At 69.2% G+C, this 13,577-nt stretch carries 11 protein-coding genes; 6 read left to right on the plus strand and 5 right to left on the minus strand.

Annotated elements, in window-relative coordinates:
- Window positions 1-475 precede the first annotated feature (475 nt).
- Both ACIOSR_RS13070 and ACIOSR_RS13075 read left to right on the plus strand, forming a co-directional pair.
- A complete protein-coding gene (locus tag ACIOSR_RS13070) occupies window positions 476-3,046 on the plus strand; it encodes an RNA helicase (RefSeq protein WP_082460602.1) in 2,571 nt (856 codons plus the stop codon).
- Window positions 3,047-3,115: 69 nt separating this feature from the next.
- Window positions 3,116-3,877, plus strand: a complete 762-nt coding sequence (locus ACIOSR_RS13075; RefSeq protein WP_043596555.1) for an SDR family NAD(P)-dependent oxidoreductase — start codon at window positions 3,116-3,118, stop codon at window positions 3,875-3,877.
- Window positions 3,878-4,010: 133 nt separating this feature from the next.
- Here ACIOSR_RS13075 and ACIOSR_RS13080 read toward each other — a convergent pair whose 3' ends face one another.
- The 3 genes from ACIOSR_RS13080 to ACIOSR_RS13090 all read right to left on the minus strand — a co-directional run bounded on the left by ACIOSR_RS13080 (window position 4,011) and on the right by ACIOSR_RS13090 (window position 6,811).
- Window positions 4,011-4,544 (minus strand): ribonuclease H, encoded by a 534-nt coding sequence (locus tag ACIOSR_RS13080; RefSeq protein ID WP_056048966.1) that lies wholly within the window; start codon window positions 4,542-4,544, stop codon window positions 4,011-4,013.
- A 121-nt stretch (window positions 4,545-4,665) separates the two neighbouring features.
- Window positions 4,666-5,496, minus strand: a complete 831-nt coding sequence (locus ACIOSR_RS13085; RefSeq protein WP_056048963.1) for an aldo/keto reductase — start codon at window positions 5,494-5,496, stop codon at window positions 4,666-4,668.
- A gap of 106 nt (window positions 5,497-5,602) precedes the next feature.
- Window positions 5,603-6,811 carry an MFS transporter gene (locus ACIOSR_RS13090; protein WP_056048960.1) on the minus strand — a complete coding sequence of 403 codons (1,209 nt, stop codon included), beginning with the start codon at window positions 6,809-6,811 and terminating at the stop codon, window positions 5,603-5,605.
- A gap of 329 nt (window positions 6,812-7,140) precedes the next feature.
- Between ACIOSR_RS13090 and nrdH the strand changes: the two genes are divergently transcribed.
- The 4 genes from nrdH to nrdF all read left to right on the plus strand — a co-directional run bounded on the left by nrdH (window position 7,141) and on the right by nrdF (window position 11,110).
- Complete coding sequence (nrdH, locus tag ACIOSR_RS13095) at window positions 7,141-7,374, plus strand: glutaredoxin-like protein NrdH (RefSeq protein WP_043596549.1); 234 nt, start codon at window positions 7,141-7,143, stop codon at window positions 7,372-7,374.
- A gap of 78 nt (window positions 7,375-7,452) precedes the next feature.
- Entirely contained in the window at window positions 7,453-7,872 is a 420-nt protein-coding gene (nrdI, locus tag ACIOSR_RS13100) for a class Ib ribonucleoside-diphosphate reductase assembly flavoprotein NrdI (RefSeq protein WP_056048957.1), read from the plus strand.
- Between the two features lie 32 nt (window positions 7,873-7,904).
- Entirely contained in the window at window positions 7,905-10,010 is a 2,106-nt protein-coding gene (gene nrdE, locus ACIOSR_RS13105; RefSeq protein ID WP_123571747.1) for a class 1b ribonucleoside-diphosphate reductase subunit alpha, read from the plus strand.
- Between the two features lie 98 nt (window positions 10,011-10,108).
- On the plus strand, window positions 10,109-11,110 hold the full coding sequence (gene nrdF, locus ACIOSR_RS13110; RefSeq protein WP_056048952.1) for a class 1b ribonucleoside-diphosphate reductase subunit beta: 1,002 nt from the start codon (window positions 10,109-10,111) through the stop codon (window positions 11,108-11,110).
- Between the two features lie 78 nt (window positions 11,111-11,188).
- Here the strand turns inward: nrdF and ACIOSR_RS13115 are convergent, their stop codons facing one another.
- On the minus strand, window positions 11,189-12,451 hold the full coding sequence (locus tag ACIOSR_RS13115) for a kynureninase (RefSeq protein ID WP_402752843.1): 1,263 nt from the start codon (window positions 12,449-12,451) through the stop codon (window positions 11,189-11,191).
- Entirely contained in the window at window positions 12,448-13,554 is a 1,107-nt protein-coding gene (locus ACIOSR_RS13120) for an amidohydrolase (protein WP_402752844.1), read from the minus strand. The genes ACIOSR_RS13115 and ACIOSR_RS13120 overlap by 4 nt, the downstream gene beginning before the upstream one ends.
- Window positions 13,555-13,577: the final 23 nt, after the last annotated feature.

Here is a 13,577-nt window from a genome sequence, read left to right on the forward strand (position 1 = left end):
GAACCAGTTGGTTCATCGCGACGTTAGCCGTCCGGTGTTTCATCCGGATTACGAGGTGTTCCAATCACCTGGAAGTCACCCACCACCTCGGGCATCGTCCGAGGTACGGTGTAGTGCGCTCACCGGCTGGTTACCGGGGCGCCCGTTCCCGTCAAGCGGCCGACGAACGCAGCGTGGTCTCCTGATCCGACTTCGTGAGGTCCTCGGCCGTGGGTCCGGTGGGCACGCCCTGGTCCGAGCTCCGCTCGTCGACCGGGGCGTGCCCTCTTCTCGTCCCGGAGGTCGTCGCGGACCGCGCGTCCTCGGGGTCGCGAGTCGCGCCTCCTCGTGATTTACTTGAGTCCCCCTCACCTCGTGGAGGTTCAGGGCACGAGGCGGGGGACCGGCCGCGGGGGCGTCGTCGCGCTCCCGCGGCCGGACGACCCGTCCGTGGTCGTCGTCGTCGGACCGGTGGATGGTGCAGGGTTGACTCATCATGTCGCCCGCTCCCGTCGCCCCCCTCGCCGCCCTGCTCCCCTCGACGCCGGGCGCCGACTCGTACGACGCCGACGCGGCGTACACGGCCTTCGCCGAGTGGGCCGAGTCGCGGGGGCTGCCCCTCTACCCGGCCCAGGACGAAGCGATGATGGAGCTCGTCGGAGGCGCGTCGGTGATCCTCAGCACGCCGACCGGCACGGGCAAGTCGCTCGTCGCGGCCGGTGCCCACTTCGTCGCCCTGAGCCAGGGCGGGCGGTCGTACTACACGGCCCCGATCAAGGCCCTGGTCAGCGAGAAGTTCTTCGCGTTGGTCGAGCTCTTCGGGCCCGAGAACGTCGGCATGGTGACCGGCGACTCGTCGGTGAACTCCGACGCGCCGATCATCTGCTGCACGGCCGAGATCCTCGCGAACCTGGCCCTGCGGCACGGGGCCGACGCCGCCGTCGACCAGGTCGTGATGGACGAGTTCCACTTCTACGGCGACCAGTCTCGCGGCTGGGCCTGGCAGGTGCCGCTGTTGCTGCTGCCGCGTGCGCAGTTCCTGCTGATGTCGGCGACGCTGGGTGACGTCACCCGCATCACCGACGACCTCGCTCGGCGCACCGGTCGGCCCGTGGCTCGGGTCACGGGCGTCGAGCGTCCCGTGCCGCTGCACTACTTCTACGCGCAGACGCCCGTGCAGGAGACGGTCGAAGAACTGCTCTCGACCGGCGAGGCGCCCGTCTACGTCGTGCACTTCTCCCAGGCCGCGGCGCTCGAGCGGGCGCAGGCGCTGTCGAGCATCAAGGTCGCCAGCCGCGAGCAGCGCGACGAGATCGCCGAACTGATCGGCGGTTTCCGGTTCAGCACCGGGTTCGGCAAGACCCTCAACCGCCTGGTGCGCTCGGGCATCGGGGTGCACCACGCGGGCATGCTGCCCAAGTACCGTCGCCTCGTCGAGCAACTGGCGCAACGCGGCCTGCTGCGGGTCATCTGCGGCACGGACACGCTCGGCGTCGGCATCAACGTGCCGATCCGCACGGTGTTGCTGACGGCGCTGACCAAGTTCGACGGCACCCGCATGCGCCAGGTCAGCGCGCGAGAGTTCCACCAGATCGCCGGGCGGGCCGGTCGCGCGGGCTACGACACCTCGGGCACGGTGACGCTGCAGGCGCCCGAGCACGAGATCGACAACCTCAAGCAGATCGAGCGGGCGGGCGACGACCCGAAGAAGAAGCGCAAGATCGTCCGCAAGAAGGCGCCCGACGGCTTCGTGTCCTGGGGCGAACCCAGCTTCACCAAGCTCATCGCCGCCGAGCCGGAGGCCCTGACCTCGCACATGCAGGTCACCCACGCCATGCTGCTCAACGTCATCGGGCGCGGCGGCGACGTCTTCGCCAACGTGCGCTCGCTGGTCTTCGACAACCACGAGCCCCTCGCCAAGCAGTACGCCATGGCCCGGCAGGCCATCTCGATCTACCGCACGCTGCGCACCGCCGAGGTCGTCGTACAAGAGGCCTCGCCCGACGGAGGCGCTCCGACCATCCGCCTGACCGTCGACCTGCAGGCCAACTTCGCCCTCAACCAGCCGTTGTCGCCCTTCGCCCTGGCGACCTTCGAGGTGCTCGACGTCGAGTCGCCCACCTACGCCCTCGACATGGTGTCCGTGGTCGAGGCGACCCTCGACGACCCCCGGCCGATCCTGTCGCAGCAGCAGTTCAAGGCCCGCGGCGAGGCCGTGGCCGCGATGAAGTCCGAGGGCATCGAGTACGACCAGCGCATGGAACTCCTCGAGGAGGTCACCTGGCCCAAGCCGCTCGACGAGTTGTTGACCGCCCTGTTCGAGACGTACGCGGCCTCGCAGCCCTGGATCGGCGACTTCGCGCTCAGCCCCAAGTCGGTCGTGCGCGACCTGTACGAGCGCGCCATGACGTTCGGCGACTTCGTGGCCTTCTACGGGTTGGCCCGCTCCGAGGGGCTCGTGCTGCGCTACCTGTCCGACGCCTTCCGTGCGTTGCGGCAGACGGTGCCGGACGAGGCGAAGACCGACGAGCTGGTCGACGTCATCGAGTGGCTCGGCGAACTCGTCCGGCAGGTCGACTCCAGCCTGCTCGACGAGTGGGAAGAGATGGTGAACCCGAGCGAGCTCGAGGCCCACGACGAGATCGTGCCCCCGACGCTCCGCAACCTCACCGCCAACGCCCGGGCCTTCCGGATCATGGTGCGCAACGAGCTGTTCCGTCGCGTCGAACTCGCCGCCCGCGACGACGCGGACGCCCTCGGGGCCCTCGACGCGGGCTCGGGCTGGGACGCCGACCGCTGGGGCGAGGCCCTCGACCGGTACTACGACGAGTACGACTCCATCGGCACGGACGCCGCGGCCCGGGGCCCACAGATGCTCCAGGTCGAGCAACTGCCCACGGTGTGGCGGGTGCGGCAGATCCTCGCCGACCCCGAGGGCGACCACGACTTCGGCATCTCGGCCGTGGTCGACCTCGCCTCGAGCGACGAGCGAGGCGAGGCCGTCGTGACCGTCACGGCCGTCGGGCCGGCCTCCGAGCGGAGCCGACCGTCACCCGTCGAGGGGTAATCTCGTAGGGTCGCGCCCCACCCCGGCAGCCGACCAGCTCCACCCGCGTTCCACCACGAAGAGGTCGCCATGTCTCGTCTGTCCGGCAAAGTCGCCATCGTCACCGGGGCAGCCTCGGGCATCGGCGAGGCGATCGTCCGCCGGTTCGCCGACGAGGGGGCCCGGGTCGTCGCGACCGACATCGTCGACGGGGCGGCCGTGGCCGCCGAGACGGGGGCCGAGTTCGTGCAGCACGACGTCGCCAACGGCGGCGACTGGAAGCGCGTCATGGACCGCATCGCCGAGCACTACGGCCGACTCGACGTGCTGGTCAACAACGCCGGCATCGTCTCGGGTCAGTCGATCGACGTCACCCAGCTCGAGAGCTGGAACCGCGTCTTCGCGGTCAACGTCACCGGCGTCATGCTCGGCACGCGCTTCGCCATCGAACAGATGCGCGCGAACCCCGACGGCGAGGGCGGGTCGATCATCAACCTGGCTCCGGCGACGTCCTTCCTCGGCTTCGGTGACGACGCGGCCTACACGGCGAGCAAGCACGCGCTGGTCGGGCTCACCCGGTCGAGTGCCGCACACGCCGCCCAGGAGGGCTGGAACATCCGCATCAACTCGCTCCACCCCGGCCCGACCGACACCGCCCTGTTCCGCCGTCAGGTCGAGGCCCAGCCGCAGGTGCTCGACGCGTTTCGCGCGATGAGCCCGCGGGGTCGACTCGCCAAGCCCGACGAGGTCGCCGGGCTCGCCCTGCACCTCGCGAGCGACGACTCGGCCTTCTCGACCGGCGCCCAGTTCGTCGTCGACGGCGGGCTGTCGAGCACGCACCCCTCGATGTAGCTGCGCGGCGCGGTGCTGCCTGCCTTGCGCGGTGCGGCACCGCGATTCGTGCACGGCACCGCGTCTAGATCAGGTGCGGTGCACGATTCGCGGTGCGGTGCGGTGCGGTGCGGTGCGGTGCGGGCGGGGCGCGTCAGAAGAGCGTCGCCGGAGGCGCGGGCGGGGTCGCCGGCGCCGCGATCGGGTCGGTCGTGGCGACCGGCGCCCCCGGCCAGCCGGGCCCGGACGGCACGTCGGTGCGGTTCTGGAACGCCGTGGCCGCGCCCCGGGCCCGCACGTCGGCCGCCTCGTTCATCTCGTGGCCGACGTGGCCGCGGACCCACTCGAAGCGCACCTTCCGCCCGGCCAGGGCGGCATCGAGCTCCTTGAGGATCTCGACGTTGAGCACGGGCTTGCCGTCGGCCTTCCGCCAGCCCTTGCGCTTCCAGCCGGGCATCCATTCGGTGCAGGCCTTGATCGTGTACTGGCTGTCGCACAGGATGTGCAGGTCGTCGTCGGTTCCGGCCGTGGCGCGCAGCAGCTCGAGAACGGCGGTGAGCTCGCCCTGGTTGTTGGTGGCACGCGGCCAGCCGCCGGCCGCCCACCGCTCGTCGTCGACGTACCAGGCCCATCCGGCGGGGCCGGGGTTGCCGAGGGCCGATCCGTCTGCTGCGGCGGTGATGGTCATGCGGGGTGCTCCTTGCGTCGACGGGTTGCCGGTCCACGGTAACGTGCCGGGCGCGACCGACCGGACCCGCGCCTCCTGCGGGGGTGTCGGCGATCGCCCGGTGGGGTGGCGCCCGCCCGTGTCAGCCGTTGTGGTCGGGGTGCGACCCGGTGCGCTCGCCCGTCTCGATGCCCGCGACGGCGGCGAGGTCGCCGGCGTCGAGCTCGAAGCCGAAGACGTCGAGGTTGGCGCGGATGCGCGACGGCGTGACCGACTTCGGGATCACGACGAGCCCCTGCTGCAGGTGCCAGCGGATCGTCACCTGGGCCGGGGTGACCCCGTGCTTCGCGCCGATGCGCACCAGGGCGGCGTTGTCCAGGATGCGCCCTCGCGCCAGCGGCGACCACGCCTCGGTGACGATGCCGTGGGTGGCGTCGAAGTCGCGCAGCTCGCGTTGCTGCAACCACGGGTGCGCCTCGACCTGGTTGATGGCCGGCACGACGTCGGTCTCGGCCATCAGGCGCTCGAGGTGCGCGATCTGGAAGTTGCTCACGCCGATTGAGAGCGCGCGGCCCTCGGCCCGGATCGTCTCGAGCGCGCGGTAGGTCTCGACGTACTTGTCCTGCCGCGGAGCCGGCCAGTGGATGAGGTAGAGGTCGACGTGGTCGGTGCCGAGCTTCGTCAGGCTCTCGTCGAACGAGCGGAGCGTCTCGTCGTAGCCGTGCGCGGTGTTCCAGACCTTGGTCGTGAGGAACACCTCGTCGCGCGGCACGCCCGAGGCCCGCAGGGCCCGGCCCACGCCCCGCTCGTTGGCGTAGAACTCGGCCGTGTCGAGGTGGCGGTACCCCTCGGCGAGGGCGGTCTCGACGACCCGCTCGGCCTCGTCGTCGGCGACCTTGTAGACGCCGAGGCCGAGCTGGGGGATCGTGCGGCCGTCGTTGAGGGTGATCTGGGGCACGTCGATGGAGGGCATGCCCCAACTCTGCCAGCGACCGCCCGACGCGTGTCGCACGCGGCGGGCGACCGTCCGGTGAACGGTGCGTGCCGGGCCCGTCGACCGATGGGCGAGGAGGCGCGGGTCAGCTCGTCTGGACCGGCACCGGTTCGGTGTCGGGCAGGGGGCTGGCGTCACGGCCGCGGAGGTCGGGCAGCGCCTTGTGGAACGCGGCCCCGACGATCATGCCGACGAAGGCGAAGCAGGCGGCGACGATGAGCCCGCCCTGGCCGCCGACGTGGTCGATCGCGAAGCCGGCGATGGCCGAACCCAGGGCCGAGCCGATCAGCTGGCCGGTGCCGGCCCAGCCGTAGGCCTCGGCCGTGTCGCTGAACTTCACGCTCGACGAGACGATCGCGAACATCACGGCCAGGGCGGGTGCGATGCCGACGCCCGCGATCAGCAGCGTGATGCTGATGGGCCAGAGGCCGGTCGCGAAGATCGCGAGGGTCATGCCCACGAACACGATGGCGATGCGGCGGGCGAGCGCCCACGGGCCGACCGGGACGTGCCCGAGGGCGAGACCGCCGACCAGCGAGCCCGCGGCGAAGATCGCCAGGGCGATGCCCGAGTCGGCGCTCCCCTCGCCGAAGAGCGCGACGACGCCGGCCTCGACCGCGGCGCAGGCGCCGATGAGCAGGAACCCGGCGACGGTCGCGAGCAGCACGGTCGGCCGGGCCAGCACCTTGCCGAAGGCCCGCTTGCTGCGGGGGATGCGGACGCGTCCGACCTCGGGCGAGGCGATGAACCAGATGCCGCCGCCGACCAGGAACGCGGCCGCGAGCCAGATCGCCTCTCGCGTGCCGACCTGCGTGCCGACGAAGGTCGTGATGACCGGACCGGCGACCCAGATGATCTCTTGCGCGGACGCGTCGAGGGAGAAGAGGGGGGTGAGCTGGTTCGAGGTGACCATCTTCGGGTAGATGGTGCGGACGGCCGGCTGGACGGGGGGCACGCTGAGGCCCGTCACGAAGCCGAGCGCCATGAACACCGGCACCGAGAAGTCGTACAGGGTGAAGGTGACCATCGTGATGAGGCAGACCACCAGGGTCAGGGTGAGCACGGGGCGCATCGCCCAGCGGCCCATCCACCGGCTGGTGAGCGGCCCCGAGATCGCCTGACCGATGCTCGTCGCGGCGAGGACGAGACCGGCCGCGGCGTACGAGTGGTGGACGTGCTCGACGTGCAGCAGGAACGCGAGCGACAGCATGCCGAACGGGAAGCGCGCGGTCAGCTGGGCCGCGATGATGCGCGAGACGCCGGGCGTCTTCAGCAGGGTCGAATAGGTGCTCACGAGGGGACAAGTCTACGAGTGGGTCCGCGGTCCGCGACACGCCGTGGTCCCGAACTGGGGACATCCGTCGACGAGTGTCGGTGGTGGGGACGAACATGTGGAGAACGGCGCAGAACCGGGGAGAACCGCCCTCGTTCTGTGCAAAACGTGTGCGGTTCCCTGTGGACAACTCTGCGAGACGAACTACAGGCGTGTAACACCGCATCTAGTTGTGGGGGCAACCCCGGGCCACTAGATGTAGTATCGAGGAGTCGCCACGGGCACCACGACCCGCAGGCTCACGAACCACCGATCCGGCCTCAGGGGCCGGCCAGAACACAGGGGATCCCATGGCCATCACCGTCTACACCAAGCCGTCCTGCGTCCAGTGCACGGCCACCTACCGAGCCCTCGACAACAAGGGCATCGAGTACGACGTGCTCGACGTCACGGCCGACGACGCCGCCCTCGAGAAGGTCCGCGCCCTCGGCTACATGCAGGCCCCCGTGGTCATCGCCGACGACGACCACTGGAGCGGTTTCCGCCCCGACAAGATCGCCGCGCTGGCCGCCAAGGTCGACTAGTCGACCCGGCGCACAGCGCCCCACCAGTCGGATGACCCGGGGCTCGGGCCCACACCACGTCGGAGGCGGGGACTCGTCATGACGAACGAACTCGTCTACTTCTCGAGCGTCTCGGGCAACACCGACCGCTTCGTCAAGAAGCTCGGTCTGCCGGCCCGGCGCATCCCGTTGTTCCCGTCCGAGCCGCCGCTCCACGTCCGTGACCCCTACGTCCTCGTCCTGCCGACCTACGGTGGCGGCGAAGGACGAGGCGCCGTCCCGAAGCAGGTCATCCGGTTCCTCAACGACGAGGGCAACCGGCGCCTCATCCGAGGCGTGATCGCGGCGGGCAACACCAACTTCGGAGAGGGCTACTGCCTGGCCGGTGACATCGTCGCCGCCAAGTGCGACGTTCCCCTTCTCTACCGTTTCGAAGTCTTCGGAACACCAGACGACGTACAAGCCGTACACACAGGATTGGAAGAATTTTGGACGCAGCAGTCGATGACCTCGAAGTGATCGCCGCCCCGGGGCAGGGTCTCAGCTCGGGGATGGACTACCACTCCCTGAACGCGATGCTGAACCTCTACGGTCCGTCCGGCGAGATCCAGTTCGAGAAGGACCGCGAGGCGGCGAAGCAGTACTTCCTGCAGCACGTCAACCAGAACACGGTCTTCTTCCACAACCTGCGTGAGCGTCTCGACTACCTCGTCGAGAACGAGTACTACGAGCTCGCCACCATCGAGCAGTACGACTTCGCCTTCATCGAGAAGCTGAACGACCTCGCCTACTCGAAGAAGTTCCGCTTCCAGACCTTCCTCGGCGCGTTCAAGTACTACACCTCGTACACGCTCAAGACGTTCGACGGCAAGCGCTACCTCGAGCGCTTCGAGGACCGCGTCGTCATGACCGCCCTCGGCCTCGCCCAGGGCGACGAGAAGCTCGCCGTCGACCTCGTCGAAGAGATCATCGCGGGCCGGTTCCAGCCGGCCACGCCGACCTTCCTCAACACGGCGAAGGCCCAGCGCGGCGAGCTCGTCAGCTGCTTCCTGCTGCGCATCGAAGACAACATGGAGTCCATCTCGCGCGGCATCAACTCGTCGCTGCAGCTGTCGAAGCGCGGTGGCGGCGTCGCCCTGTCGCTCTCGAACATCCGCGAGGCCGGCGCCCCGATCAAGCAGATCGAGAACCAGTCGTCGGGCATCATCCCCGTCATGAAGCTGCTCGAAGACAGCTTCAGCTACGCCAACCAGCTCGGTGCCCGCCAGGGTGCCGGTGCGGTGTACCTCAGCGCACACCACCCCGACATCATGCGGTTCCTCGACACCAAGCGTGAGAACGCCGACGAGAAGATCCGCATCAAGACGCTGTCCCTCGGCGTCGTCGTGCCCGACATCACGTTCGAGCTCGCGAAGAACAACGAAGACATGTACCTCTTCTCGCCGTACGACGTCGAGAAGGTCTACGGCGTTCCCTTCGGCGACGTCGCGATCAGCGAGAAGTACCGCGAGATGGTCGCCGACTCGCGCATCAAGAAGACCAAGATCAAGGCGCGCGACTTCTTCCAGACGATCGCCGAGATCCAGTTCGAGTCGGGTTACCCCTACATCGTGTTCGAGGACACGGTCAACAAGGCGAACCCGATCAAGGGTCGCATCAACATGTCGAACCTGTGCTCCGAGATCCTGCAGGTCAACACGCCGACGACCTTCAACGAAGACCTCTCGTACAACGAGATCGGCAAGGACATCAGCTGCAACCTCGGCTCGATGAACATCGCCCTGTCGATGGACGCTCCCGACCTCGGCAAGACCGTCGAGACCGCGATCCGTGGCCTCAGCGCCGTCAGCGACATGAGCCACATCACGTCGGTCCGCTCGATCGAGGTCGGCAACGACCAGTCGCACGCCATCGGCCTCGGCCAGATGAACCTGCACGGCTACCTCGCCCGCGAGCGGGTGCACTACGGCACGCCCGAGGCGATCGACTTCACGAACATCTACTTCTACACGGTGCTGTTCCACGCCCTGCGCGCCTCGAACACCATCGCGATCGAGCGTGGCGTCACCTTCGGCGGCTTCGAGGACTCGACCTACGCGTCGGGCACCTTCTTCGACAAGTACACCGAGACCGAGTGGAAGCCCGAGACCGAGCGGGCGGCGGCACTGTTCGCCGACGCCGGCGTCGCGATCCCCACGCAGGACGACTGGCTCGCGCTCAAGGCCAGCATCATGCAGCACGGCATCTACAACCAGAACCTCCAGGCCGTGCCGCCGACCGGGTCGATCTCGTACATCAACCACTCGACGTCGTCGATCCACCCGATCGCGTCGAAGATCGAGATCCGCAAAGAGGGCAAGCTCGGTCGCGTGTACTACCCGGCGCCGTTCATGACGAACGACAACCTCGAGTACTACACCGACGCCTACGAGATCGGGCCCGAGAAGATCATCGACACCTACGCCGCGGCGACGCAGCACGTCGACCAGGGCCTGTCGCTCACGCTGTTCTTCAAAGACACGGCGAGCACGCGCGACATCAACAAGGCGCAGATCTACGCATGGCGCAAGGGCATCAAGACGATCTACTACATCCGCCTCCGCCAGCTCGCGCTCGAGGGCACCGAGGTCGACGGCTGCGTCAGCTGCATGCTCTAGGCCCTGCGCCTCGAGTCCTTGCGCCACCCGGCGCGGGCCGGTCTCGACGACCGGCCCGCGCCTCCTGAACTCACACTCCTGCTCCTGAAAGGCACGTCATGACCCTCACCGATCCGGTCCACGCCACCGGCAAGTCGGTCCCGCTGATCTCGTCGGTCAGTGCGATCAACTGGAACCGCATCCACGACGACAAGGACGTCGAGGTCTGGAACCGGCTGGTCAACAACTTCTGGCTGCCCGAGAAGATCCCGCTGTCGAACGACGTCCAGTCGTGGAACACCCTCACGCCCGAAGAGCAGCAGATGACGATGCGGGTCTTCACCGGCCTGACGCTGCTCGACACCATCCAGGGCACCGTCGGCGCGATCAGCCTGATCCCCGACGCGATCACCCCGCACGAAGAAGCCGTCTACACGAACATCGCGTTCATGGAGTCGGTGCACGCCAAGAGCTACTCGTCGATCTTCTCGACCCTCGCGTCGACCCCCGAGATCGACGACGCCTTCCGCTGGTCGACCGAGAACGTCAACCTGCAGAAGAAGGCCCAGATCGTCCTCGACTACTACACGGGCGACGACCCTCTGAAGCGCAAGGTCGCCTCGACGCTGCTCGAGTCGTTCCTGTTCTACAGCGGCTTCTACCTGCCGATGTACTGGTCGTCGCGCGCCAAGCTGACCAACACGGCCGACCTCATCCGCCTCATCATCCGCGACGAGGCCGTGCACGGGTACTACATCGGCTACAAGTTCCAGAAGGGTCTCGAAGGCGCCTCGGACGAGCGCAAGCAAGAGATCAAGGACTACACGTTCAACCTGCTCTTCGAGCTCTACGAGAACGAGATCCAGTACACGCAAGACCTCTACGACGGCGTCGGCCTCAGCGAAGACGTCAAGAAGTTCTTGCACTACAACGCCAACAAGGCGCTGATGAACCTCGGCTACGAGCCGATGTTCCCCAAGGAGACGACCGACGTGAACCCGGCGATCCTGTCCGCTCTCTCGCCGAACGCCGACGAGAACCACGACTTCTTCTCGGGGTCGGGTTCGTCGTACGTCATCGGCAAGGCCGTCAACACCGAAGACGAGGACTGGGACTTCTGACCCACCCCCGCACCACGCAGCAGGCGTCGCCCATCCCGGGCGGCGCCTGTTCTGCGTCCGGTCCGACCGCGTGCGGGCTCAGTCGGCGAGCAGTGCCGCACGGATCGCGGCGATGCCGATCCGCACCTCGGCGAACGAGGTGCTGAGCGGCGACAGTCCGATGCGCAGGGCGTCGGGGTTGCGGAAGTCCGGCACGACACCGGCCTCCCAGAGCCGCGCCACGATCGACCGGAACGAGTCGTGCGTGATCGTGACGTGGCTGCCGCGGCGGTCCGGTTCGCGAGGCGTCGCGACGGTCACCCCGAGCGGCACGAGCCAGGCGTCGACGAGGTCGAAGGCGTAGTCGGTCAGGGCGAGCGACTTCGACCGGATGGCATCGATGCCGGCCTCGTCGATGAGGTCGAGCATGTCGTGCATCGCGAGCATGCCCATCACCGGGGGAGTGCCGCTGATGAACCGCCGGATGCCGGTCGCCGGCTGGTATCCGTCGGCCATGGCGAACACGTCGGCGGCGCCCATCCATCCCTGGATCGGCTGGTCGAGCTCGGGCAGCAGCGAGGCGCGGGCGTAGACGAACGCGGGGGCTCCCGGCCCACCGTTCAGGTACTTGTAGGTGCAGCCGACGGCGAGATCGACGCACCAGTCGTCGAGCTGCATCGGCACGACGCCGACGCTGTGGCAGAGGTCGGCCAGCACGAGACCGCCCGCCTCGTGCACGAGCGTCGTGATCGCGGGCAGGTCGACCAGCCAGCCCGACCGGTACGACACGTGGTTCACCAGCAGCAGTGCGGTGTCGGGCCCCACGACGTCGCGCACCTGCGACACGGTCACGCCGGTCGCCTTGTCGACGGCGATCCAGCGGATCGTGGCCCCGTGCTCGCGGGCGATGCCCTCGACGACGAAGCGGTCGGTCGGGAACTGGTCGTCGTCGATGACGATCTCGTGGCGGTCGGGCCGAGCCCGCAAGCCCGCACGGATCGCCTTGTAGAGCAGCACGGTCGTCGAGTCCGCCACGACCGTCTGGCCCGGGGCGGCACCGAGGCAGGCCGCCGCGATGCGGTCGCCGAGCTCGGTCGGCAGGGCCATCCAGCGTTCGTCCCACGAGCGGATCAACCGCGTGCCCCAGGCGCCCTCGACGAACTCGGACAGTCGCGACAGCGTGGCGGTCACGGGCCGCCCGAGCGAGTTGCCGTCGAGGTACGACACCACGTCGACGGCCGGCACGAACCGGTCGACGAACGACGCCAGCGGGTCGGTGGCGTCGAGCGGGCCGGCGGGGTGCGCCGAGGCCTGCTCGTCGGGGTCGGTGGAGTCGACGGGGTAGGCGAGCGGATCGGTCATCGGGTCTTCTCCTCGAGGGCGACGGCGAGCAGCTCGTCGGCGGTCAGTGCGGTCGCGCGGGCGAGCCAGGCGGCCCGTTCGTCGGAGGACGCGGAGGCGCGGGGCGCGTCGGCGATCCAGGTCACGCGGGTGAACGGCAGGCGCGCACCGCCGGTGGGCCCGGCGACGTCGGGGGCGAGGGCGTCGAGCAGGCCGGCCAGCCCGAAGCCGGCCCGACCCATCGCGCGCAGCTCGCGTTCGTTCACCCCGAGCGGAAGGTCGCCGTTGCCGAGGTCGGTGCCGTAGAGCACCCGACCCCCGGCGGCCCGGAACCGGGACAGGTTGTCGACGGCCGTCTCGTGCGCGGCCCCACCGAGACCGTGACCGTGGATGTCGAGCGTGCTCACCCACGTCGTGGACGCGGCCAGCCGGGCGATGAGGTCGTCGTCGAGCCGTTCGCTGAAGGGCGTGTGGGCGAGCCGGTCGACCCCGGCGTCGGCCGCGCGTGCCGCCTGGCCGACGCCCTGGACGTGGGCGACCACGGGCAGGTCGAGCCCGTGCGCGGCGTCGACGACGGCGCCCAGCGTCGCGTCGTCGAGGACGGGGCCGACGTCGGAGTTCAGGGCGACCTTGACGATCGAGGCGCCGAGGGCATGCTGCTGCTCGACGAGCCGGGCCGCGCGGCGCAGCCGGGTCGAGGCGCGGAGGCCGCCGACCGGGAGGGAGGCGCGGGGCGGCGCCCAGCCCGCCCGGCTCGGGTACCCGCCCGGCGCCGTGATCAACCCGCCGGCGATCGCCACCTCGGGCCAGCCGTCGCGACCGGACCGGCCGAGCCAGCCGGAGGCGACCGTCGGGTCCCACCCGAGGTCGACGACCCGCGAGATGCCGCCGACGGGCAGCTGCGTGGCGTCGATCAGGCCGAGGTGGACGTGCGAGTCGGTGAAGGGGGCCAGCACGGTGCCCGGCACGTGGGGCAGCTCGGCGCCGGCCAGGGTGTCGGCGTCGTGCGCGTCGGCCGATCCGGCGAAGACCACGCCGTGGGCGTCGAGGCGCAACAGGCTGCGACCGGACCACCGGCCCGACCAGGCGTGGTCGACCGTGACGAGCCGCGCCTCCTGGTCCATGACCCGACCCTATTCGTGCGTGC

The sequence above is a fragment of the Frigoribacterium sp. NPDC087798 genome (genome assembly GCF_044742985.1).
Classification (GTDB): domain Bacteria; phylum Actinomycetota; class Actinomycetes; order Actinomycetales; family Microbacteriaceae; genus Frigoribacterium.

Coding starts and splice junctions, on each gene's coding strand:
- ACIOSR_RS13120 (WP_402752844.1), bottom strand. CDS start 13,554: ATGGACCAGGAGGCGCGGCTCGTCACGGTCGACCACGCCTGGTCGGGC.
- ACIOSR_RS13115 (WP_402752843.1), bottom strand. CDS start 12,451: ATGACCGATCCGCTCGCCTACCCCGTCGACTCCACCGACCCCGACGAG.
- ACIOSR_RS13085 (WP_056048963.1), bottom strand. CDS start 5,496: ATGCCCTCCATCGACGTGCCCCAGATCACCCTCAACGACGGCCGCACG.
- nrdH (WP_043596549.1), top strand. CDS start 7,141: ATGGCCATCACCGTCTACACCAAGCCGTCCTGCGTCCAGTGCACGGCC.
- nrdE (WP_123571747.1), top strand. CDS start 7,905: ATGGACTACCACTCCCTGAACGCGATGCTGAACCTCTACGGTCCGTCC.
- nrdI (WP_056048957.1), top strand. CDS start 7,453: ATGACGAACGAACTCGTCTACTTCTCGAGCGTCTCGGGCAACACCGAC.
- ACIOSR_RS13080 (WP_056048966.1), bottom strand. CDS start 4,544: ATGACCATCACCGCCGCAGCAGACGGATCGGCCCTCGGCAACCCCGGC.
- ACIOSR_RS13070 (WP_082460602.1), top strand. CDS start 476: ATGTCGCCCGCTCCCGTCGCCCCCCTCGCCGCCCTGCTCCCCTCGACG.
- ACIOSR_RS13075 (WP_043596555.1), top strand. CDS start 3,116: ATGTCTCGTCTGTCCGGCAAAGTCGCCATCGTCACCGGGGCAGCCTCG.
- nrdF (WP_056048952.1), top strand. CDS start 10,109: ATGACCCTCACCGATCCGGTCCACGCCACCGGCAAGTCGGTCCCGCTG.